16 protein-coding genes and 1 pseudogene are annotated in these 20,919 nt (G+C 71.1%); 4 read left to right on the plus strand and 13 right to left on the minus strand.

The annotated features are described in order from the left end of the window. Positions 1-8: 8 nt before the first annotated feature. The 4 genes from ABLE68_RS19860 to ABLE68_RS19875 are packed head-to-tail and all read right to left on the minus strand — an operon-like array spanning position 9 to position 7,491. Entirely contained in the window at positions 9-2,702 is a 2,694-nt protein-coding gene (locus tag ABLE68_RS19860) for an FtsX-like permease family protein (protein WP_348873663.1), read from the minus strand. Between the two features lie 2 nt (positions 2,703-2,704). Beyond that, positions 2,705-5,890: an FtsX-like permease family protein gene (locus ABLE68_RS19865; RefSeq protein ID WP_348873664.1), complete on the minus strand. Its 3,186-nt coding sequence runs from the start codon at positions 5,888-5,890 to the stop codon at positions 2,705-2,707. Between the two features lie 12 nt (positions 5,891-5,902). Further along, a complete protein-coding gene (locus ABLE68_RS19870) occupies positions 5,903-6,592 on the minus strand; it encodes an ABC transporter ATP-binding protein (protein WP_348873665.1) in 690 nt (229 codons plus the stop codon). Next, positions 6,589-7,491 (minus strand): ABC transporter ATP-binding protein, encoded by a 903-nt coding sequence (locus ABLE68_RS19875; protein WP_348873666.1) that lies wholly within the window; start codon positions 7,489-7,491, stop codon positions 6,589-6,591. Before ABLE68_RS19875 ends, ABLE68_RS19870 begins: the two co-directional genes overlap by 4 nt. Before the next feature lie 167 nt (positions 7,492-7,658). On the opposite strand from ABLE68_RS19875, the gene ABLE68_RS19880 reads away from it, so the two are divergent. Further along, positions 7,659-8,306, plus strand: a complete 648-nt coding sequence (locus ABLE68_RS19880; protein WP_348873667.1) for a TetR/AcrR family transcriptional regulator — start codon at positions 7,659-7,661, stop codon at positions 8,304-8,306. Further along, complete coding sequence (locus ABLE68_RS19885) at positions 8,299-9,774, plus strand: DHA2 family efflux MFS transporter permease subunit (protein WP_348873668.1); 1,476 nt, start codon at positions 8,299-8,301, stop codon at positions 9,772-9,774. Before ABLE68_RS19880 ends, ABLE68_RS19885 begins: the two co-directional genes overlap by 8 nt. Here ABLE68_RS19885 and ABLE68_RS19890 read toward each other — a convergent pair. Genes ABLE68_RS19890 through ABLE68_RS19900 form a run of 3 tightly spaced genes read right to left on the minus strand, consistent with a single transcriptional unit; the run spans position 9,746 to position 13,168 of the window. Beyond that, positions 9,746-10,678, minus strand: a complete 933-nt coding sequence (locus ABLE68_RS19890; protein WP_348873669.1) for an alpha/beta hydrolase — start codon at positions 10,676-10,678, stop codon at positions 9,746-9,748. The genes ABLE68_RS19885 and ABLE68_RS19890 overlap by 29 nt on opposite strands. Continuing rightward, positions 10,671-11,252, minus strand: a complete 582-nt coding sequence (locus ABLE68_RS19895; RefSeq protein ID WP_348873670.1) for a TetR/AcrR family transcriptional regulator — start codon at positions 11,250-11,252, stop codon at positions 10,671-10,673. Before ABLE68_RS19895 ends, ABLE68_RS19890 begins: the two co-directional genes overlap by 8 nt. After that, positions 11,249-13,168 carry a flavin-containing monooxygenase gene (locus tag ABLE68_RS19900; RefSeq protein WP_348873671.1) on the minus strand — a complete coding sequence of 640 codons (1,920 nt, stop codon included), beginning with the start codon at positions 13,166-13,168 and terminating at the stop codon, positions 11,249-11,251. The genes ABLE68_RS19895 and ABLE68_RS19900 overlap by 4 nt, the downstream gene beginning before the upstream one ends. A gap of 67 nt (positions 13,169-13,235) precedes the next feature. On the opposite strand from ABLE68_RS19900, the gene ABLE68_RS19905 reads away from it, so the two are divergent. Then, entirely contained in the window at positions 13,236-14,258 is a 1,023-nt protein-coding gene (locus ABLE68_RS19905; protein WP_348873672.1) for an alcohol dehydrogenase catalytic domain-containing protein, read from the plus strand. Further along, on the plus strand, positions 14,255-14,986 hold the full coding sequence (locus tag ABLE68_RS19910; protein WP_348873673.1) for an SDR family NAD(P)-dependent oxidoreductase: 732 nt from the start codon (positions 14,255-14,257) through the stop codon (positions 14,984-14,986). The genes ABLE68_RS19905 and ABLE68_RS19910 overlap by 4 nt, the downstream gene beginning before the upstream one ends. Before the next feature lie 113 nt (positions 14,987-15,099). Here ABLE68_RS19910 and ABLE68_RS22340 read toward each other — a convergent pair. The 6 genes and pseudogenes from ABLE68_RS22340 to ABLE68_RS19935 form a co-directional block, all read right to left on the minus strand. Continuing rightward, positions 15,100-15,216, minus strand: a pseudogene (locus tag ABLE68_RS22340) (hypothetical protein); the annotation flags it as partial. 46 nt (positions 15,217-15,262) lie between these two features. After that, positions 15,263-16,594, minus strand: coding sequence for a hypothetical protein (locus ABLE68_RS19915; RefSeq protein ID WP_348873674.1), 1,332 nt, complete (start codon positions 16,592-16,594; stop codon positions 15,263-15,265). A gap of 14 nt (positions 16,595-16,608) precedes the next feature. Then, complete coding sequence (locus ABLE68_RS19920) at positions 16,609-17,649, minus strand: hypothetical protein (RefSeq protein ID WP_348873675.1); 1,041 nt, start codon at positions 17,647-17,649, stop codon at positions 16,609-16,611. Positions 17,650-18,051: 402 nt separating this feature from the next. After that, positions 18,052-19,134: a 4-hydroxy-2-oxovalerate aldolase gene (dmpG, locus tag ABLE68_RS19925; RefSeq protein ID WP_348873676.1), complete on the minus strand. Its 1,083-nt coding sequence runs from the start codon at positions 19,132-19,134 to the stop codon at positions 18,052-18,054. A 50-nt stretch (positions 19,135-19,184) separates the two neighbouring features. After that, entirely contained in the window at positions 19,185-20,087 is a 903-nt protein-coding gene (locus tag ABLE68_RS19930; RefSeq protein ID WP_348873677.1) for an acetaldehyde dehydrogenase (acetylating), read from the minus strand. Between the two features lie 4 nt (positions 20,088-20,091). Then, a complete protein-coding gene (locus tag ABLE68_RS19935) occupies positions 20,092-20,904 on the minus strand; it encodes a 2-keto-4-pentenoate hydratase (RefSeq protein WP_348873678.1) in 813 nt (270 codons plus the stop codon). Positions 20,905-20,919 lie beyond the last annotated feature (15 nt).

Here is a 20,919-nt window from a genome sequence, read left to right on the forward strand (position 1 = left end):
GCCACGCCTCAGCGCGGCGATCCGCCGCGCAGGAGCTGCCCGAGCGCGATCCCCCGGAGCCGGACCCACTCGACCTGGGTGAGGACCACGGCAGCGGCGACCAGCGCGACCGGCCCGACGAGCACCCACCACGGGATGCTGACGGAGGGTGCGCTCACCTGGCCCGTGACGCTCTCCAACGACAGCTGGCCGAACATCGCCACGGCCGCGCTGAGCCCCAGGGCGAGGCCGGCGAGCGCCTCGATCAGGACCGGCGCGAGCAGCTCACCCCCCAGGACCCGGCGCAGCTGACGGTCACGGGTCCCGAGGGCACGGAGACGACCCAGGGAAGCCGCGCGCGAGTCGGCCTCGCTCGCGGCCGCCATCACGACGCCGAGCAGAGCGAAGAGGAGCAGCAGCAGGGACGCGGCCACGGCCAGCCGCACCAGGCCAGTGACCACGGGTGCATCGCGACGAGCGTCCAGCTCGTCGGCGTAGGTCACCACCTCGTCGGACTGCCTGACCTGGGCCTGGAGCGCCGATGCGGCACCCGGCCCGACCGCCCAGACCGTGTCGGGCTCTGCCAGCCCTCCGGCGCGGGCGTACGCGGTCGCGTCCACGACGACCACCGGCTCGAAGGTGTCCTGCACCTGCGGCGCCCTGCCGACCACGCGCAACCTCACGGAGGGACCGTCGTCGCTGCGCACCGAGAACCCGTCCTGCAGACCCGACGCTCCGCCGAGGAGCAGAGCAGGGACGCCGGTGCCGTCGTCGCCCGCCAACGTGGCGAGCTGGGGTGCGTCGGGCAGCGCGCTCACGGCCAGGAGGTGCTCGTAGGCGGAGGCGTCGACGACCGTGAGCAGCACCGTGTCCGCACCGGAGGTGCTCGTCGCGGGCACCCCGCTGTCGATCCGGGCGGCGACGGCTGCCGTGACGCCCGGCGCCCCGTCGACCGCACGTGCGACCTTGGTCGCCGAGCGCCCCGGCGACAGCGTCGCGCGGGCGTCCCCGCCGACGCTGAGCAGGGCACCGTCCGCCTGCCCGCGCTGCTCGGTGCTGGTCAGCGCGAGGGCGAAGGTGAGCTGAGCGACCGTCACCGTGATGACGACCAGGGGCAGCGCACGAGCCCCGGTCTCGCGCACCCGGGCCGCGACGAAGAACGCGACGCTGCCCGACGTACGGCGAGCTGCGTCGAGGAGCAGACCGGTCAGCGCGGGCACGGCGGCCACCACGAGCAGCGTCCCGGCGACGGCCCACCAGACCGGGGCACCGGCCGCCGTCAGGTCTTCGCCGTCGCCCACACCCCGCTGGCGGAGGGCGACGAACGAGAGCGCGGCGGCGGCGACCACCGCGGTCACGGCCGTGACCCGGCGCAGCTGCCGGGCACGGGCCACGACCCGCCGGGCATTGCGGTTGGCCGGCGTACGCCGGGGATCCGTGGCGCGCGACGCGAGGAACGCGGCCCGTGCACCGGCAGCGCCCGCCGCGACGAACGGGACCACGAACCCCCACGACCACCCCGCCTCGCCGAGCCACCACCACGCGCCGAGCACTCCCACGACGACCCCGACCGCGACCCACCCCGCGGCCTCGAGGAAGAGCTCGGCGGCGATCTCGGCCAGCGTCCCGCCGCGCTCGCGGGTCAGCAGGACGGACGTCGCCCGGCGACGCACCAGGAGGTCCGCGGCCAGGCACAGCACGAGGAGCGCGCACACGAGGAGCGACAGGAGCAGCACGTCGGCCTGTCCACGGGCAGCGGTGATCTCGGAGCGCCCGTCCTCCAGGACCTGGTCGAGCGCGCTGTCCCAGACCGGGCCGCCGGCAGCCGGCGGCGCCGCCTTCAGGGCCCCGATGGTGCGCACCAGCTCCTCCGAGTCGGACCACCGCACGGCGTCCGGGCGCGGCGCCGCGTAGATGCGCTGGTTGAGGTCGTCAGTGGGTACGGCGAGCTGCAGGTCGGGCAGCGCCGCCGCCGAGACGATCGCAGCGGCGGAGGAGGTGTGCACGCCGTCCGACACACCCTGGGTCGGGTGCAGCAGCTGCGGGACCGGTTGCCACACCAGGTCGCCGGGGTCGTGGGGCACGTAGATCCCGCTCACCGTGGCGACGACCGGCCGCCCGACCAGGTCCTTCATCGTGAGCCGGTCACCGGGCTGGAGGCCCAGCGCCTCGGCCGCGGCGCTCGACAGGGCGACCTGGACGCGCCAGGGCGGCGCGTCGGCCGACACCTCGGCCGACGCCCGGTCGGAGCCGACGGAGGCTCGTGGTGGGCCGCCTGCTGTGTAGCGCACTGCGGGGGCACCGGCCGGGGTGTCGAGGTAGGCCAGGCTGAGGTAGCGACCGGGTCCGGCGTCGAGCAGCTGCAGCGGCGTGGTCGTGACGGCAGTGATCCCAGGCTGCACAACGTCGGCGACCCGGTCCGGGAGCAGGAGCTGGGCACCGGTCACGGCCGCACGGAGCTTCTCGGCGGCCCGGGGTTCGCGCGTGCGCGTGTCGTAGAAGGCGTCCCCTCGCGGGAACGTCCCCACGACCGAACCCTGTGCACCGGCCTTCCGTACGGCGTCCGCCAGGGCGTGGTCCGAGGCGCGTGTCGTCAACGGACCCGCCACCGCCAGGAGCGCCGTCGTGAGGGCGACGACCACCGCTATCAGGACCAGCGGCCCCGGGTCGGTGCGCATCCGGCCCACGATGCTCGGCGCGTGCAGCCTCGGTCGGGGAAGCATCGTCACTCACTCTCCCGCAGGTGCGTCAGGTCCGAGGCACCGACCTGCGAGACCGCGGCCACCGCCGCGATCGCCAGGCAGGCGACCACGAGACCCCCCACGAGCAGGGTCTCGGCCCCCCACGGCCACACCAGGACCGCCGACGGGACCGGCGCCGTCCCGTCCTCGGACCGGACCAGGTCGCGGCAGAGCGCGATCGCCGCCCCGGCTCCGACCACCGCACCGGTGACGACGAGGGCGACCAGGAGCACTCCGTGCTGGACGAAGACGAGCCTCCGGGCTCCCGACCGGGGCTGTCCCAGCGCACGGAGCCGCGCGACCTCCGCGGTCCGCCGCCTCCGGTCCGCGCTCACCACGAGAGCAGCACCCGCGAGGAACAGGAGGACCGCGGAGCCGGCGACGGTGGCGTACGCGACCGGGAGCACGACCTGCATCGGCCCGCTGGTCAGGTCGGAGGTCACCTGCTCGCGGGTCGTCACGTCGCCCAGCTCCAGCCGCCGCAGGGCGCTGGCCGCTCCGCTCGTGGGGCGGGAGACCCAGAAGCCGTCGACGGCGGGCTCCAGCTCGCCGCGACCGATCAGGGCACGCGACACCGTGTCGACGTCGGCCAGGACGGCGACGCGCCCGGGTGCGGACGGCACCGTCGAGACGATGTCCACGACCTGCAGGGTGAGGTCGCTGTTGCTGACCGTGGCGGACAGCTCGCCGCCGACCTTCGTGCCGAGGGCGTCCGCCAGCGCCCGCGAGACGACGACGGGGACCGTCCGCGGCGGGTCGAAGGACGTGGCGAGCACCTCGCCGGTCTCGTAGCGGAGGTAGTCGACCCGCACCTGCGCCTTCGTCGTGAGGACGACCGCGTTCCCGGCCCTCCGCACGGAGACCGACGGACCGACGACGACGCCGTCGGTGCCCAGCACCCGGTCTCGCCAGTCGGCGGCAGTGCCGGCAGAGGAGTCCGCAGCCTGACCGGGGATCCGCAGCGAGACGGAGACCTGGGAGCCCCCGCCTCCTCCGGTCGTGTCGCTGCCGGCGTCCTGGAGGCTGAGCCGTACGGCGACGACCTCCCCACCCCTTCCCGGGGGGATCGACCAGTTCACGAGGTGGGACCTGCCGTCGAGGAGCACGGGCTCGGCCTCCGCCGCGCTGCGGAGCCCGGTGGCGTCCTGCACGACGACGGTCGGGATCACGGAGACCGCGACTCCCGCAGGTGCGTCGCCGGTGATCGTGACCCCGCTGCCTCCGGGAGGAAGCGGCACTCCGTGGACCGAATCGCCCGGCACCAGCTGGTCACCGATGCCGGACCACGACGTGCTCCCGTCGATCCGGCCGCGGAGCAGCGTGCCCGCGTGCCGCGAGTCGATCGCCACCAGCTCGGGTGGCTCCCCCGGCCGGCCGAGGTACTTCCCGAGCGTCAGGAGGCGTGCGGTGACCGGCGACACGAACGATCCGTCGTCCCCCGGTTTGTCGCCGAGCGCCGCGCGCACGATGCTCCCGGCGTCATCGGCCGTGGGCGGTGCGTCGAGCGCGAGGGAGAGGTCCGTGCCGACCCGCAGGTCCGCCTGGTCGCGCTGCGAGCGTTCCCACGTCGCGTGGGTCGCGACGCCGAAGGATGCGGCCGCGGACGCCAACGAGAGGAGGACGAGCGCCGTCCCGGCGCCGAGGCGGAGGGCCGGTGGGTCGAAGGACAGTGGCAGCAGGGAGCGGGACCGACGTGCGATGCGGGAGGCCGTCGCGAAGAGCGGCGGCAGGGCACGCACCGCCACCACGGTGACGGCGGCCAGGCACACCGCAGGCGCGAGCAGCAGCAGGGTGTCACCGGTGGTGGCCGCGGGCGACCGGGAGTCGAGCTGCCTCCAGGCGACCACCGCCGCGACCAGGAGCAGGACGTCGATCCCGGAGCGGGCCCACACGCGTCGGCGTCCGGGTGGACGCTCGGCGTCCGGGGTCAGGAGCGGCGACACGACGAGCACCAGGCTGAGGACGAGGGCACCGATCGCGACCACCAGGAGCAGGCCTGGCGTCACGGTCACGCCCTCGGTCAGCCGGGCGTCCCTCAGGCTCGGCAGACGGGTGACCGCGGCGAACGCGACGGCGGCCACCGGCACCGCCACGGCCGCTGAGACGGCGGCGAGCAGGACCGCCTCGGCCAGGGCGGAGCCGAGCTGCTGGCCGCGCGAGAGACCGAGGGCCGTCATCAGCTCCCGCTCGCGCGTCCGGCTGTCGGCGAGGAGCCGACCGGCCAGGACGAGGGCAGCGATCCCCAGCATCGTGTCCAGCAGCAGGGCGACGAGCACCGCCGAGCGGGTGGTGGCCTGCTGGGCGTGCAGCCGGTCGAGCGTCGCAGGAAGCCCCGACCCGACCCGGGTGATCTCGGCCGCGTCGCCCACCCGCGCGGACAGCAGGGTCGACGCGCCGTCCAGGGAGTCCACGGTCGCGCTCAACGAGGCGTCGTCCGCCGTCCGCAGGTCGGGGGCGCCGTCGACGCGCAGCGCGGCCACGTCGAGGCCGGTGCTGACGAGCGCGGCGTCGCCGACCAGGAACGGTCCGTACGCCGCCGTCGTCACGCCTCCGGTGGTGAAGGAGGGGTCCGACCCGGCACCCTCCAGCGGGTCGCTCGCGGCGGCAGGGTCCGGCAGGCCGCGGAAGGTCCCCACGATCACGACCGTCGCCCGGTGCTCGCTCGCGCCGAGCCCGGTGCCGGGCCCGAGAGTCAGCCGATCGCCGAGGTGGAGGCGCAGCCCGCGGGCCGCGGCGTCCGGGGCGACGGCCTCGATCGTCCTGCCCGTGCCGTCGTCGGGCCAGCGGCCCGAGGTCAGCGTCCCGCGTGCGGCGTCCGCGTCGGTCGCCGCCAGGTAGCCGAACCGGCCCGAGTCACCGATCTGCCGCATCTCCGAGGTCGCCGTGCTGACCAGGGACGGGTGCAGCGGGGCGAGGATGCCCTGGACCACGTCGCGCGCCTCGCCGCGGGTGGCCTCGAGGTCGCTGGCGACCAGGCCGACGGCGTACGCCGTCACGTCGACGTCGTCCGGCTGCGAGCGCTGCACCTGCTCGGAGAACGACCTCGGTCCGGTCACCCCGAGGAGCAGGGCGTAGAACCCCATCAGGGTGGTGGCGACGGTGACCAGGACCACGACCGCCGCCAGCAGCCGGCGTTGGACCCAGGCTCGTCGGACGACGAGCCTCAGCACGGCGTGGTCACCTCAGGACCCCACCCGGCCGTCGGCGATGGTGAGCACGCGGTCCGCCAGCGCGACCAGCACCGGGTCGTGCGTCGCCACGATGGCGGTCACGCCCTCGGACTCGACGATGCCGCGCAGCAGCGCCATCACGGCGAGGCCGGTCTCGGCGTCGAGCTGCCCGGTCGGCTCGTCCGCGATGAGCAGCCGCGGGGAGCCGGCCAGGGCGCGCGCGATCGCCACTCGCTGCTGCTGCCCACCCGACATCTCGCCGGGTCGCTGCTCGGCGTGGCCGCTCAGCCCGACCAGGTCGAGGAGCAGCGCCGCTCGCTTCTCACGCTCGGCCACCGGCGTACGCCGCAGCCGGAGCGGGACGCCCACGTTCTCGGACGCGGTGAGCGACGGCAGCAGCCCGAAGGACTGGAAGACGTAGGACACCGTCTCGCGACGGATCGTGCTCAGACCTGCGTCGTCGAGAGCGGTCACCTCGATCCCGTCGACGTGGACCGTCCCGGCGTCCGGGCGGTCCAGTCCGCCGAGCAGGTTGAGCAGGGTCGTCTTGCCCGAACCGGAGCGGCCGACCACGGCGACCATCTCGCCCGGCGCGACCTCGAGGGACACGTCGCTCAGCGCGTGCACGAGGCTCGGCTCGGAGCCGTAGCTGCGGGACAACCCCTGCGCCGAGACCATCGGCGCGCCCGCGAGGGAGGTCACCGTGCCTCCCCACGGTCGGAGCGGATCTCGATCCGGTCCTCGGTGAGCGCGAGGCGCACCCGGTTGGTCAGCTCCAGGGCCTCGCGGAACTCGCGGGGCACCTGGACGCGCCCGGCCCGGTCCATGACCGCGAACTCCTCGGCGATCCCGGGGACGCCGCCCACCTCGTCGCTGCGCAGGACCTCGCTGCTGGTGCGGCCGTCACGGATGGCGACCGTCCGAGCGACCTGACCGCTGACCGCCGCGTCGTGGGTGACGATGACGACGGTGGTGCCCCACTCGCTGTTGGCCGTGCGCAGGGCAGCGAAGACCTCCTGCGCCGAGGTGCTGTCGAGCTCGCCGGTCGGTTCGTCGGTCAGCAGCACCTCGGGCCGGTTGGCGAGCGCGACGCAGATGGCCACCCGCTGCTGCTCACCTCCGGACATCTGGTGCGGCTTCAGGTGTGCGCAGTGCTGGACGCCGAGGGTGTCGAACAGCTCGCCGGTCCGCTGCTTCCGCTCGCGACGGGGAACGCCCGCGAAGCTCTGCGGGAGGTCGACCACCTGGCTGGCGGTGAGGTAGGGCACCAGGTTGCGCGTGCTCTGCTGCCGCACGAACCCGACCACGTGGCGGCGGTAGTGCACCCGCTCGCGGCGCGTCATGCCGAGCAGGTCGTGGCCCGCCACGCGCGCCCGGCCGGCGGTCGCGGCGTCCACACCGGCAAGCACCTGGAGCAGCGTCGACTTGCCGGAGCCCGAAGCGCCCACGATCGCGATCATCTCGCCGTCGTGCACCAGCAGGTCGAGGCCCTGCAGGGCCTGCACCTCGACGGTGTCGGTCTGGTAGATGCGCAGCAGGTTGTCGCACACGATGACCGCGTCGTGCCCGAACTCGCGCGGGCGCTCGTCGACGCCTTCCATGTCCTGCTCCCCTTCGATCACCCAGAGCCGGACCGGCGCGGACCTGGTCGCGCGGGCTGCACCCCCGCGCCGCGACTGTACCCAGCAGGACGGGTCGTGGCGGGCATATGCCGCGAGCTTCTTCTTTTCGATACGGACCCGTTCCGTTTCATGCTAGTTTCACCGCCGTGGACACCACCGAAGCCGCGCTCGGCGAGGAGCAACGCCGCGGCCGCCCTCGGGACCCGAGCCGCGACGAGGCGATCATCGACGCCTCGATCGACGCCCTGGTCCGCGACGGCTACGACCGCCTGTCGATCGAGGGGGTCGCCACCGCAGCCGGTGTCGGCAAGGCCACCGTCTACCGCCGGTGGAGCAACAAGGCCGAGCTCGTCATCGATGCGATGGCGACGTTGAAGCCCGCGATCGACTCCATCGACACCGGGTCGCTCGACGGCGACATCGAGCTGATGGTCGCCGCGTCCTGCAGCCCGAGCTCGCAGCGGCTGCTGCAGGTGATGGTGAGCGTCTGCTCGGCCCTGCCCCGCGAGCCCGAGCTGCTCGAGGCCTTCAGGACCCGCTTCACCGAGCCACGGATCGCCCGCATCACCGCGATGCTCGAACGCGCCCGCAGCCGCGGCGAGCTCGGCCCCGGCGTCGACGTGCCCATGGCCGCGAGCCTGGTGCCGTCGCTGATGCTGCAGCGCGTGCTCATGACCGGCCAGCCAGCGGGGCGCGCGTACGCCGAGCAGGTCGTGAGCAGCGTGCTGCTCCCGGTGCTCGGCCGCCCGGCTCGACCCATCTCGACCACCAACCCGGAGACTCCTCGTGACTGAAGCAGCACCCACGTCCACGGTCCGCAACGGCGGGCTGGCGCTCGCTGTCATCTGCGTCGCACAGCTCATGGTCGTCCTCGACGCCACCGTGGTGAACGTCGCCTTGCCCAGCATCCGCGCCGACCTCGACTTCTCCACCGACAACCTGACCTGGGTCGTCACCGCCTACTCGCTCGCCTTCGGCGGTCTCCTGCTCTTCGGGGGCCGCACCGGCGACCTCTTCGGGCGCCGTCGGATGTTCATGGTCGGCATCGGCCTCTTCGCTGCGGCTTCGCTGGTCGGTGGGCTCGCGAACGGCGAGATGATGCTGATCGGCGCCCGGGCCGCACAGGGCGCGGGCGGCGCCATCGCCGCACCCACGGCGCTCGCGCTGCTGGCCACGACGTTCACCGAGCCGGCGGCACGCGCCCGGGCCTTCGGCGTGTTCGCGGCGATGGCCGCATCGGGTGGTGCCCTCGGGCTGCTGCTCGGCGGCGTGCTCACCGAGTTCGCCAGCTGGCGCTGGGCGCTGTTCATCAACGTCCCGATCGGCGCGATCGTGCTCTTCCTCGCCCCCCGCGTGCTCACCGAGTCGCAGGGCTCCGGCACCAAGCTCGACCTGCCCGGCGCGATCACCGTCACCGCGGGGATGTCGACCCTGGTCTACGGCCTGACCCAGGCCGCCAGCGACGGCTGGGGCTCCACGACCACCGTCGTGACCCTCGGCGTCGCCGCCGCCCTGCTGGTCGCGTTCGTGGTCATCGAGCACGTCTCGACCCACCCGCTGATGCCGTTCCGGATCTTCGCCAACCGCAACCGCACCGGCGCCTACCTGATCATGCTCTTCCTCGCCGCTGGGCTCTTCACGACGTTCTACTTCCTCGCGCAGTACCAGCAGAACGTCCACGGCTGGACCCCGCTCGAGACCGGCCTCGGCTTCCTGCCCATGCCGTCGCTCATCATGTTCATGTCGATCGTCGTGGTCCGCCGGCTCGTTCCGCGGATCGGCATCCGCCCGTTCCTCACGGTCGGCCCGATCCTCGCGATCCTCGCGATGGCGTCGTTCTCGCAGCTTGAGGTCGACAGCAGCTACTGGCCGTTCCTCGGCTCGATCCTGCTGCTCGGCCTCGGCATGGGCTGCTGCTTCGTGCCGCTGACCATGACCGCCGTCAACGGGGTCGCACCGCACGAGACCGGCCTCGCCTCGGCCCTCCTGAACACCGGCCAGCAGCTCGGCGGGTCGATCGGCCTCGCCCTCTTCGGCACGGTCTTCGCCCACGCCGCGGCCGACCGCGCGGGTGAGCTCGGCACGGCTGCCGGCACGGCCGCGGGACAGGCCGACATCTTCGTCGCCGGTCAGCAGCAGGCCTTCACCGTCGCGATCGTCGTGATGGCGCTGGCGCTCATCGCGTCGCTCGCGTTCATCCGCGTCAACAAGGTGGCGCCGCCGTCGGCGGCTCCTAGCGCGGCTCCGGCTCTCGCAGACTGAACGCCGAGCGCAGCGCGTCGACCTGGCTCGCCCGGAAGTCGCGGGCGACCGGCGTGCCGGCGAACGCGTCGAACCCGTGGAACGCCCCGGGGACGACGTACGTCGCGCAGCCGACGCCGGCGGCGCGCAGCGACTCGGCGTACGCCAGGTCCTCGTCGTGGAAGAGGTCCAGGGTGCCGACGCCGATCCAGGCGGTGGGCAGGTCGGAGTGGTCCTCGCACCGCGACGGTGCCGCCGTCGGGTCCACCCCGGGCCGGCCGGGTTCGTGGCCGAGGTAGCTCGACCAGCCGTAGTGGTTGGCCTCGTTGCTCCAGAGCCGTCGGTAGGCCCGGTTCGGGTCGGGGCGCACGGCCGTCCGGTCGTCGAGCATCGGGTAGACCAGCAGCTGCAGGCACAGTGCGGGGCCGTTGCGGTCCCGGGCCGTGAGTGCGGTCGCGGCGGCGAGGCCACCTCCGGCACTGCCACCGCCGATGGCGACGCGCGCCGGGTCGATCCCGGGCTGCGCGGCCAGCCAGCACAGCGCGTCGTAGCAGTCGTCGCGTGCGGCCGGGTAGCGGTGCTCGGGGGCCAGCCGGTAGCGGACCGTCGCCACCACGACGCCCAGCTCGTCGGCGATCGAGCGCAGCGCGGGCTCGTCCTGGAGGGGGCTCCCGATCAGGAGCCCGCCGCCGTGGACGTAGAGCAGCGCAGGACTCTGCGTCGGCGCGTGGGCCGGGCGGTAGACACGGATCGCAGCGGTGTCGGACACCTGGGTCTCGACGAAGTCCGGGTCGGCAGGCATCCGGGCGATCGCCCGGCGGATCCACGGCACGAGCCGCGGGCTCGCCGCGGCCCGCGGCAACAGCCGTGATCCGGTGCGGAGGTCGGGGTGGAAGCGACGAGCCCCGCGCAGGCGGCTAGACATCGGCGAACGCCGGGCTCAGGAAGGCGTCGAGGTGGGCGACCAGCGAAGCGCGGGAGGTGATGTCGACGGCGCGGCCCGGGACCTCCACCAGCGAGACCACGATCCGGATCACCCACTCCGCCCCGGCGACGACGTCGAGGTCACGACGGACCAGGCCGCGGTCCTGCGCCGCTGTCAGCTGGTCCACCCAGAAGCCTGCCAGGCCGGGGACGACCTCGTGGACGAAGGTGCCCATCACCTCGGCGTACTCCCGGGGCTCGGACTCCGCCAGGGCGAGCGCCAGGGTGCCGAGCGGCGACTCGCTCGACATCAGCACCGCCTCGGCCACCATCTCCGAGATCGTGCCGGCGGCGGACACCCGGGCGTTCGCCCGGGCCCAGAACTCCTCGTCGCGACGGATCAGCGCCGCCGAGACCAGCGTCGCCTTGTCCGGGAAGAAGCGGTAGAGGTAGACGCGGGACAGGCCCACCTCGTCGGCGACCGCCTGGACCGTCGTACGCCGGATCCCGTCTCGTCGCAGGCACGCCTCGGCGGCGTCGAGGATGCGCTCGCGGGATCGGTCCCGAGCGGTCATGAGAGCCGGTAGTCGGCCGGATCGGGGCGGCGGGTCCACGCCCAGTAGTCGACGATGCGGAACGGGTTCAGGCCGTGCACGTCGCCCTCGGCGTTCTTGTAGTAGTTGTGCGCGATGTGCGGCGACGCCCACACCATCGTCTGCGCCTCGGCCTGCACCCGGTCGTACCAGTCGTCGTACGCCGCGCGCGTCGGCTCGATCGCGCCGTGCCCGCCCTCGGCGACGAGTCGCAGGCACTCGACCGTGAACGCGACCTCGCACTCCGAGGCGAAGATGATGCTGCCACCGCTGGCCAGGTTGGTGTTGGGGCCGTAGAGCAGGAACAGGTTCGGGAACCCGCTGACCGTCACGCCGAGGTGAGCGCGCGGGGCACTCCCCCACGTCTCGCGCAGGTCGAGGCCGTCGCGCCCGATGATCCGCAGCGGCAGCAGGAAGTCGTTGACCCGGAAGCCGGTCGCCCAGACGATCACGTCGGCCGGGTGGTGCCGGCCGTCGCTGTCGACGAGCCCGTCGGGCACGAGCCGCTCCACCCCGGCGCGCACCAGGGTCACGTCGTCGCGGCGAAGGGTCTGGAGCCAGCTGCCGTTGTCCTGCAGGGTGCGCTTGCCGGTCGCCGGGTAGTCCGGCACGACCAACGCCTGGAGCTCGGGGTCGTCGGGCAGCTGGCTGGTGATCCACTCGGTGAACATCAGGCGGGCGATGTCGTTGACCTCGCTGACCGAGGTCGCCTGCGGCTCCCAGTCGGGGTCCACCTTCGCCGCGACCAGACCCGCGTCGCAGCCCGGCCAGAAGATGAGGAACCGGAACCACCGGCCGTAGAACGGCAGGTGCCGGATCGCCCAGCCGACGCCGGGCCCGACCTTGTCGTGGTAGCCGGGGTTCGGGAACATCCACTGAGCGCTGCGCTGGACGACGGTGAGCGACTCGACGCGGTCGGCGATCGCCGGCGCGAGCTGGAACCCGGTCGCGCCGGCCCCGACCATCACGACGCGCTTGCCGGTGAGGTCGACGTCGTGGTCCCACTCGGCCGTGTGGAAGGCGGGTCCGTCGTACGCACCGGGGACCTCGGGCACGAACGGCCGGTTCATCTGGCCGACGGCCGCCACGACCGCGCGCGCGACGAGCGTCGTACCGTCGTCGAGCTCGACCGACCACGTCCCGGCGGCCTCGTCCCACGTGGCGCCGACGACCTCGGTGGAGAAGCGCGTGTGCTCGCCCAGGCCGTGCTTGTCGAAGACCCGCTGGAAGTAGGCCTGCACCTCCGGCTGCTGCGGGAAGAACTCGGTCCAGTGGTCGGCGGGCTCGAAGCTGTAGCAGTAGAAGTGGCTCCCGACGTCCACGCGAGCGCCGGGGTAGGAGTTCTCCCACCACGTCCCGCCCACGCCGGCGTTCTTCTCGACGATGACGAACGGGAAGCCCGCTTCGGCGAGCCGGATCGCGGCGAGGATGCCGGACATGCCGGCGCCGATGACGACCACCGGGTAGTCCGCGGCGCCCGCGACGGGTGCGCTCGCGCGGCGGTCGACGCCGTCGAGCTCGAGCTCCTCGAGCATCATCGGGACGTACTCGTCGCCGACCTCGGCCCCGACGATCCAGGCCATCAGCTGCTTGACCATCTCCGCCGAGACGGGCTCCGGCTCCGGGCAGCCGCGGTCGCGCCAGTCGCGGATCACGTCGAGCGCGAACGCGCGCGCCGCCGCCTGGGCCTCCGCGTCCATGAACCCCTGGTACTCGTTGAGGAAGCTCCCCAGCGGGCGCAGCTCGCTCGCGAGGATGGCGGCCCGGTCCTCGGGTCGGCTCATGTGCACGCAGGACACCAGCAGCGCGGGGACGGAGAGGTCCTCCAGCGCCGCGGCGACCTGCTCGTCGGAGAACTCGGCGGCCGTGAACGGCAGGCCGGCGTGCACGTTGCGCATGGGCCGGACAGTACACACTTTTCAGAATCTGTAAACAGAACGCACAAACGGTCCTACGGTGTGCGCCATGCGTTCCGTCATCGTCACCGGACCAGGCCAGATCGCCGTCGAGACCGTGCCCGACCCGGTGCTCGCCGGGCCGGGTGATGCGCTGGTCCGCGTCCGGTCCTCGGCGATCTGCGGGTCGGACCTCCACTTCTACGACGGCGACCTGCCGTTCTTCCCGGTCGCGGTCGGCCACGAGGTGATCGGTGAGGTCGTCGAGGTCGGCTCGGACGTACGTCGCTTCCGGGCGGGAGACCGGGTGCTCGTCGCCTCGGTCGCGGGCTGCGGGAGCTGCGTGGGGTGCGCCTCTGGCGACCCGGTGACCTGCCTCCAGGGCCCGAAGGTCTTCGGCGCCGGTGAGCTCGGCGGTGGGCAGAGCGAGCTCCTCGCCGTACCCGCCGCGGACTTCCAGCTGCTCCGCATCCCGGACGGCGTCGACGACGAGGCCGCCCTGCTCCTGACCGACAACCTCGGCACCGGTTGGGCGGGAGCACGACGCGCGGACATCCCACCGGGCGGCACCGTGGTCGTCCTGGGACTCGGCGCGGTCGGTCAGTGCGCGGTCCGGTCGGCACTCCTCCAGGGCGCGGGTCAGGTCCTCGCGTTCGACCCGGTCGCCGGCCGTCGGGAGCTGGCGGCCCGGTCCGGGGCGGTCAGCGTCGACGGGCCGCTGCTGGACGCCGTGATGGAGGCGACCGGAGGGCGCGGCGCCGACTCGGTCATCGAGGCGGTCGCCATCGACGCCACCCTCGACGACGCCTTCGCCGCCGTACGCGCGGGCGGTACCGTCTCGGTGATCGGGGTGCACGACATGAACCCGTATCCGCTGGGAGCCCTGATGGGCGTCTACCGGAGCATCACCCTGCGCATGACGACGGCACCCGTTCATCGCACCTGGACCGAGCTGGTCCCGCTCGTGCAGCACGGCCGGTTGGACACCGGGGGCCTCTTCACGCACACCTTCGGGCTCGAGGACGCAGCGGCGGCGTACGCCGCGGTCGCCGAGCGCGGGTCGGACTGCCTGAAGGCGAGGTTCCTGCTGTGACCGCGCTCGACGGGAAGCGCGTCATCGTCACCGGTGGCGCGTCCGGCATCGGGCTCGCCACGGCCGAGGTGCTGGTCGAGCGCGGCGCGAGGGTCGCGATCTGGGACGTCGCTCCCGACACGGTGGCGGTCGCAGAGCGCATCGGCGCCCACGGCCAGGTCGTGGACGTCACCGGAGATCTCGACCGCCCGGTGGCGGAAGCGGTCGCCGCGCTCGGGGGCCTGACCGGGCTGGTGCACGCCGCCGGCCGGGTGTCCCCGGAGCCGGTCGGGGCTCTCACCGCCGACTCCTGGGACCAGGTGCTCGACGTCAACCTGCGTGCGCACGCGCTGCTCTCGCAGGCGGCGCTCCCCCACCTCGACCGGAGCGCGGGTCCGTCGATCGTCGCGATCTCGTCGATCGAGGGCATCGCGGCCAACCCGTGGATCCCGTCCTACTGCGCGTCGAAGGCCGGCCTGCTCGGGCTGACCCGGTCCATGGCCGCTCAGCTCGGCGGCGAGGGCATCCGCGTCAACTCCGTCTGCCCGGGCTTCGTGGTCACGCCGATGCTCCAGCCGGCGCTCGACATCCCCGAGCTCACCGCCGAGTTCGAGCAGGCGACGCCGTTGGGGCGCATGGCGCAGCCGCGCGAGATCGCCACCGCCGTCGCGTTCCTGCTGTCCGACGACGCGTCGTTCGTCACCGGCACCGAGCTCGTCGTCGACGGCGGGCTGATCTGCAAGCACTGACGCGCGGCGAGGTGGTTTCGAGGCTCGTCGCTAGCGCTCCTCGCACCTCAACCACCGACACGGTGGTTGAGGTGCGAAGGCCGCTAGGCCTGAGCCTCGAAACCACCCGAGCGTCAGGAGTTCGCGGCTTCCTTCTCCTGCTCGGACTTGAGCATCAGCGCGATGTGGATGAGTTGGTCCTCCTGGCCGCCGATCAGCTTGCGGCGACCGGCTTCCAGCAGGATCTTCGCGCCGGAGAGGCCCTAGCGGGCAGCCGCGTTGCCAGCGTGGTGATACCTAAGCCCAAGGCGCGCGTAGCAACGCGGCGCGCGCGCTACCCTCCGCCGCTGGAGTTGCGAGTTCGACACTGATTGTGACGTAAACATCCGTTGCCTCGTCCCCCAGTGGTCTGTCGCGCACATTGAGGAGTGGAGGTGGATCGACCGGCGCCACGCGCCAGAGCTGGGGTGCTGCGTCGACCAAAAGTACAAATCCATCCTGCATCTGGGTGCTGGTGTACACCGCAGGAATCGATCGATGGGCGAGATTCTCCTCGCGCCATCGATCTGCCGCCCAATCGATGGAACAGATCATCGTCTTCCATCCGTGCTCAGAGAGATGCTCGAGCAGAGACCCGTCGACCACCCGTACAGCGGACGCGAGCCAGTCGTTAAGCACCGCCTCAGTCTCAAGACGTATGAGGTTGTCCGCCGCGGCTCGCCCGATCTCGTCCTCGCCTACGTAGTTCGTTCCATCTACCAGGAAGCCACGACCTGCAGACAACTCAAGGGCTGTCGTGGCCGGCCCGGCCTCACGCCGGGCACCTGCGAGGTCCAGCAGGGTCGGAAGGTCGCGTGCCTCTTTCCACCGCTCGCCTAGCGCGATCGCGATTCGGGCCAGCTTCTTTTCCGAGATTGGAGCAGCCAAGATCCGCTCGGCGACAATGCGTCTGGCGCGATCACGAAGTCCCTTAAGCCTCTCTACGATCGGGTCGTCTCCAATCGCCGCCAGGTCGGCGCGCGACAGGATCAAGCGCACGTCCGCCACCGCGTGAGTTAGCTCCTGGTCATCGCTATCAGCGATCCAGTCACCGACGTATGTCTGTGACCTGTCGCCGATTGCAGTCCAGAACGCGAGCAGTCTCACAAGAGCCGTTCGCAGACCTTCTACGAACGCAACTCGTCGCTCAGGAAGACTGTCTCGGACAAGTTCGTCCCAGAGTTCTTCCGCCGCCGAGCCCTCGTCCTGCATCATTTCAGCGATGGCTGACAGGGCCCCCGGGTCTGGTGGCCTGCTCGATAGTCGTCGCGTCAACGCGAGGCTTTGCTCAGACCACTCCTCGGCACCGAGCCGCGAGAGCAAATATGCAACGACGACGATCGTCAACTGCAGGCGCACCGAGCCGAGCTGACCCTCTTCTCGCAATCTCCGTGAACCTGAAAGCCCAGCCCAGCTCCGCCACATTGCATCGAGGTCTTGACTACCGACGCGTTCCGCCTCGACAAGAACCCTCGCCAACTGTTTCAACCCGGCGGTTGCTACAAAGTTGACCTCAGAACTACTGAGACTACCCAGTTCGATGCCGTCGCGCGCTGCGGGAGCGATCGTGTAGTTGACCGCGTCGAACAAGCGTCGCCAGTCACTCACGCTGCACCACCAAGACTCTTGACGATCATCATCCTGCTCAGCACGAGGAACTCCGCCGATACTCGTGCGTTCCCACCGTCAATCGCGGCCTGAGCGATCGACAGAGTCGCTGACAAGACCTTGTTGTCAAAGTCCGCCGTCCCCCCGGCAGACGCGTGTGAGTGGAGTCGCAACAGGCTCCGCCGCACCTCAACTAGAAGATCTGTGTCGCCTGAGACGCTCATGCCACCGATCTTGCCTAGCGCGGTGTCGCACTCCAGGAGGGTGACGACGACAAGCTCGTAGAGTTCAAGAGACTGCTCCACCCGACCCATGTCCTCCGCCCTCATGGCCGCAGAAGCTTCTTCGTCCAATCCCTTCAGTACCGCGAACTCGTCCCAGCGGGCGCCAGATCGCCCACGAGGGGAGACGACCAGGTAATCGGGAAGTTGGCACTGAACGTCACTCGTCGCGACCACCGATCCTGCTCGCACTCGAGAGAAGAGCGGAATACCGACTCTCACTGAGGGGTCTGCTGCGGCACATGCCCAGAGGTTCTTCAAACGTACATCCGTCACGACGCCAGAACGGACCACCCTCAGGACCGCTGCACTAGCGGGCGTCAGTGGATAGTGGTTCGTGTAGCCACGGTCTGTCATCTCTGCCCGGAGATGGGCATCCATCGATGCCGTGAGTAGGTCACGGCCCACAGACTCGACAACGCGGGGAACGAGCATGTCTCTCTTCAGATTGTGAACACTGGCAGCTCCGACGAGCGAGGAGATCGATCTGAAGGCTGCAGGCAGCATGAGAATTCCTATAACCGACACAACTACCGCGAGGAACCCGGCCCAACCTCTTGGTGCCCCGTCCCCGATCCCGAGCAGGGCCGAACCGAGAAGCAGGAGACTCGACGTGAGGACCACGACCAGCCTCATGACACCGGTGCGCTTGGCGAACTCCGCAAACGTCACGCCTCGGCTAGATCGGAAAGAGGCACCGTACGCCTCGTGGATGAACAGAATGATCGCGACAGCAATCCCAAGGGTTCCGGCCATGACTTGCCACAAGACCGAGAGGAACGTCGATGCGACCCGATCATTCGGCCACAGGGATGGTCCCCCAGTAAGGGGCAAGGTCGACGCGAGCAATACCAAGCCGATAGGAATGAATGGCCTGCGGGCCATTAGACGTACGACCGAGCGATAAGCGTGTCGTACGAGCCAACGGACTACGTGACCACGCGACAGTTCGAAGCTCTTAACGAGATTGATCCGCGCCGCATCCGAAAGCAGGTCTTGTCGGTCGGACAGACTGCCGCCGGCGACAAACGCAACTAACGAAAGCCAGGCAATCTTTCGCTGCGGCACGCTCAGGAGTTCGTCTAGCAGCCGGCTTTGAGCGTCGCTCACGCCCTGAGGGTGCCACGTTGCTGTCGCTGGGACAGTAAACGCGTGCGATTAGATATTCGCAGCTTCCTTCTCCTGCTCGGCCTTCAGCATCAGCGCGATGTCGATGAGCTGGTCTTCCTGGCCACCGATCAGCTTGCGGCGGCCGGCCTCCAGCAGGATCTTCGCGCCGGAGACGCCGTAGCGGTCGGCCGCGTTGCCGGCGTGCTTGAGGAACGACGAGTAGACCCCGGCGTACCCCATCATCAGCGTCATCCGGTCGAGCTGGCACTCCTCGGGCATCGCCAGCTTGATGACGTCCTCGGACGCGTCGACGATGGTGAGGAAGTCGATGCCGGTCTTCCAGCCGAGCTTGTCGCAGACCCCGACGAACGCCTCGAGCGGCGTGTTGCCGGCGCCAGCGCCGAAGCGGCGGACCGAGCCGTCGATCTGGGTGGCGCCCGCACGGGCGGCGATCACGGTGTTGGAGACGCCGAGGCCGAGGTTCTCGTGGCCGTGGAAGCCGACGGTCGCCTCGTTGCCGATCTCGGCGACGACGGCGGCGACCCGGTCGGCGGTCTGCTCCATGACGAGCGCGCCGGCGGAGTCGACGACGTAGACGCACTGGTTGCCCGCGTCGACCATGATCCGCGCCTGCTTGGCGAGGACCTCGGGCGGCTGGGTGTGGCTCATCATCAGGAAGCCGACGGTCTCCAGGCCGAGCTCGCGAGCCAGGCCGAAGTGCTGGATCGAGGTGTCGGCCTCGGTGCAGTGGGTGGCGATCCGGCAGATCTGGCCGCCGTTGTCCTGAGCGGCACGGATGTCGTCCTTGGTGCCGACGCCGGGGAGCATGAGGAACGCGATCTTGGCGCGCTTCGCGGTCTCGGCCGCGATCCTGATCAGCTCCTGCTCGGGCGTCTTGGAGAAGCCGTAGTTGAACGACGATCCGCCGAGCCCGTCGCCGTGGGTCACCTCGATGACCGGGACGCCGGAGTTGTCGAGGGCCTCGACGATGTCGTGCACCTCCTGCGCCGTGAACTGGTGGCGCTTGTGGTGCGAGCCGTCGCGCAGGCAGGTGTCGGTCAGCCGGAGGTCGAGCCCGCTGGCCGCATCCGTGTCGGTCCACTTGCGGGTCAGGGTGTTGATGTCGCTCATGGGGTTGCCTTTCGGGTTCCGGGGTTTCGAGACGGCGCTAGCGCGCCTCCTCAACCACCGGAGGCGAGGATCGAGCGGGCGATGTTCTGGCCGACCTGCGTGGCAGCCGCGGTCATGATGTCGAGGTTGCCGGCGTACGGCGGCAGGAAGTCGCCCGCGCCCTCGACCTCGACGAAGACGCTGACCTTCGTCTGGCCGCGGGTGGCGGGAGACGGGTCGTCGATCTGTGGTTCCTGGAGCAGCCGGTAGCCCGGGACGTACTCCTGCACGGCCTTCTCCATCGCGAAGATGCTGGCGACGATCGCGTCGCGGTCGGCGTCGGGGGCGACCGCGCAGTAGATCGTGTCGCGCATGATCATCGGCGGCTCTGCCGGGTTGAGGATGATGATCGCCTTGCCCTGCTGGGCGCCGCCGATCGTCTCGACCCCGGCCGAGGTGGTGCGGGTGAACTCGTCGATGTTGGCGCGGGTGCCAGGACCGGCCGACATGCTCGACACCGACGCGACGATCTCGGCGTACGACACCGCGGCCGCGCGCGAGACCGCGGCGACCATCGGGATCGTGGCCTGACCACCGCAGGTGATCATGTTGACGTTCATCTTCGCCACGTGCTCCTCGCCGTTGACCGGCGGGATCACGGCGGGTCCGACGGCGGCGGGCGTGAGGTCGATCGCCCGGATGCCGGCCTCCTCGTAGCGAGGGGCGTACTCGCGGTGCACGTACGCCGAGGTCGCCTCGAAGATCAGGTCGGGCAGCTGGTCCTGCTTGAGCAGCCAGTCGACGCCCTCGTGGGTCGACTCGAGCCCCTGCGCGGCGGCGAGCTTGAGGCCCTCCGACGACGGGTCGACACCGATCATCCAGCGTGGCTCGATCACGTCGCTGCGCAGCAGCTTGTACATGAGGTCGGTGCCGATGTTGCCCGGCCCGACGATGGCCGCGGTCAGCTTGGTCATCTGCTCACTCCTTGAAAGTGACACTCAACGGCGCGAAGCCGCTGATGGTGGCCACGACCCGGTCCCCCGGGGCGAACGGCACGAACGGGCCCAGGGCCCCGGACAGGATCAGGTGGCCGGCGCGCAGCGGGTCGCCGAAACGATAGGCCTGCACCGCGAGCCAGCGCAGCGCCTCGAGCGGGTCGCCGAGGCAGGCGGCGCCGTTGCCCGACGAGCGCTCCTCGCCGTTGATGGTCAGCGACATGGTGACGTCGACCGGCTCCACCTCGTCGAGGCTGCGGCCCTCCTGGCCGACGACGAAGAGCCCGCTCGACGCGTTGTCGGCGACGGTGTCGGTGAAGCCGATCGCCCAGTCGGCGATCCGGGAGTCGACGATCTCCAGTGCTGGGAGCGCCACCTCGACCGCGGCACGGACCAGCTCGATGGTGATGTCGGCCTCGTCGGCCGGGTCGATGTCCTGCGCGAGGACGAAGGCGACCTCGCCCTCGACCCGCGGCTGCAGCAGCGTGTGCATCGAGATCGGGTCCGCCCCCTCGACGGCGCCGGCACTGACGTCCATGTCGTCGAGCAGGTAGCCGAAGTCGGGCTGGTCGACGCCCAGCTGGTTCTGCACCGCCTCCGACGTGGCACCGATCTTGCGCCCGACCACGCGCGCTCCCCCGGCGATCCGTGCCTGCACGAGACCCTGCTGCACGGCGTACGCCGCGGGCAGGTCGTCGGTGCCGATCAGGTCGCGCACCGGCGGGCACGGGACCCGCGTCGCCTGCGCCTCGGAGAGACGCGTCACAGCGGCCGAGATGGAGTCCGGAGAGGTCACGTGACGATAGTAGAA

The sequence above is a fragment of the Nocardioides pollutisoli genome (assembly GCF_040045055.1).
GTDB classification, from domain to species: domain Bacteria; phylum Actinomycetota; class Actinomycetes; order Propionibacteriales; family Nocardioidaceae; genus Nocardioides; species Nocardioides tweenelious.

Excerpts from the sequence above, each read along its gene's own strand:
- ABLE68_RS19905 (WP_348873672.1), top strand. The coding sequence starts at position 13,236 with ATGCGTTCCGTCATCGTCACCGGACCAGGCCAGATCGCCGTCGAGACC.
- ABLE68_RS19900 (WP_348873671.1), bottom strand. The coding sequence starts at position 13,168 with ATGCGCAACGTGCACGCCGGCCTGCCGTTCACGGCCGCCGAGTTCTCC.
- ABLE68_RS19895 (WP_348873670.1), bottom strand. The coding sequence starts at position 11,252 with ATGACCGCTCGGGACCGATCCCGCGAGCGCATCCTCGACGCCGCCGAG.
- ABLE68_RS19890 (WP_348873669.1), bottom strand. The coding sequence starts at position 10,678 with ATGTCTAGCCGCCTGCGCGGGGCTCGTCGCTTCCACCCCGACCTCCGC.
- ABLE68_RS19930 (WP_348873677.1), bottom strand. The coding sequence starts at position 20,087 with ATGACCAAGCTGACCGCGGCCATCGTCGGGCCGGGCAACATCGGCACC.
- dmpG (WP_348873676.1), bottom strand. The coding sequence starts at position 19,134 with ATGAGCGACATCAACACCCTGACCCGCAAGTGGACCGACACGGATGCG.
- ABLE68_RS19875 (WP_348873666.1), bottom strand. The coding sequence starts at position 7,491 with ATGGAAGGCGTCGACGAGCGCCCGCGCGAGTTCGGGCACGACGCGGTC.
- ABLE68_RS19860 (WP_348873663.1), bottom strand. The coding sequence starts at position 2,702 with ATGCTTCCCCGACCGAGGCTGCACGCGCCGAGCATCGTGGGCCGGATG.
- ABLE68_RS19920 (WP_348873675.1), bottom strand. The coding sequence starts at position 17,649 with ATGGCCGGAACCCTTGGGATTGCTGTCGCGATCATTCTGTTCATCCAC.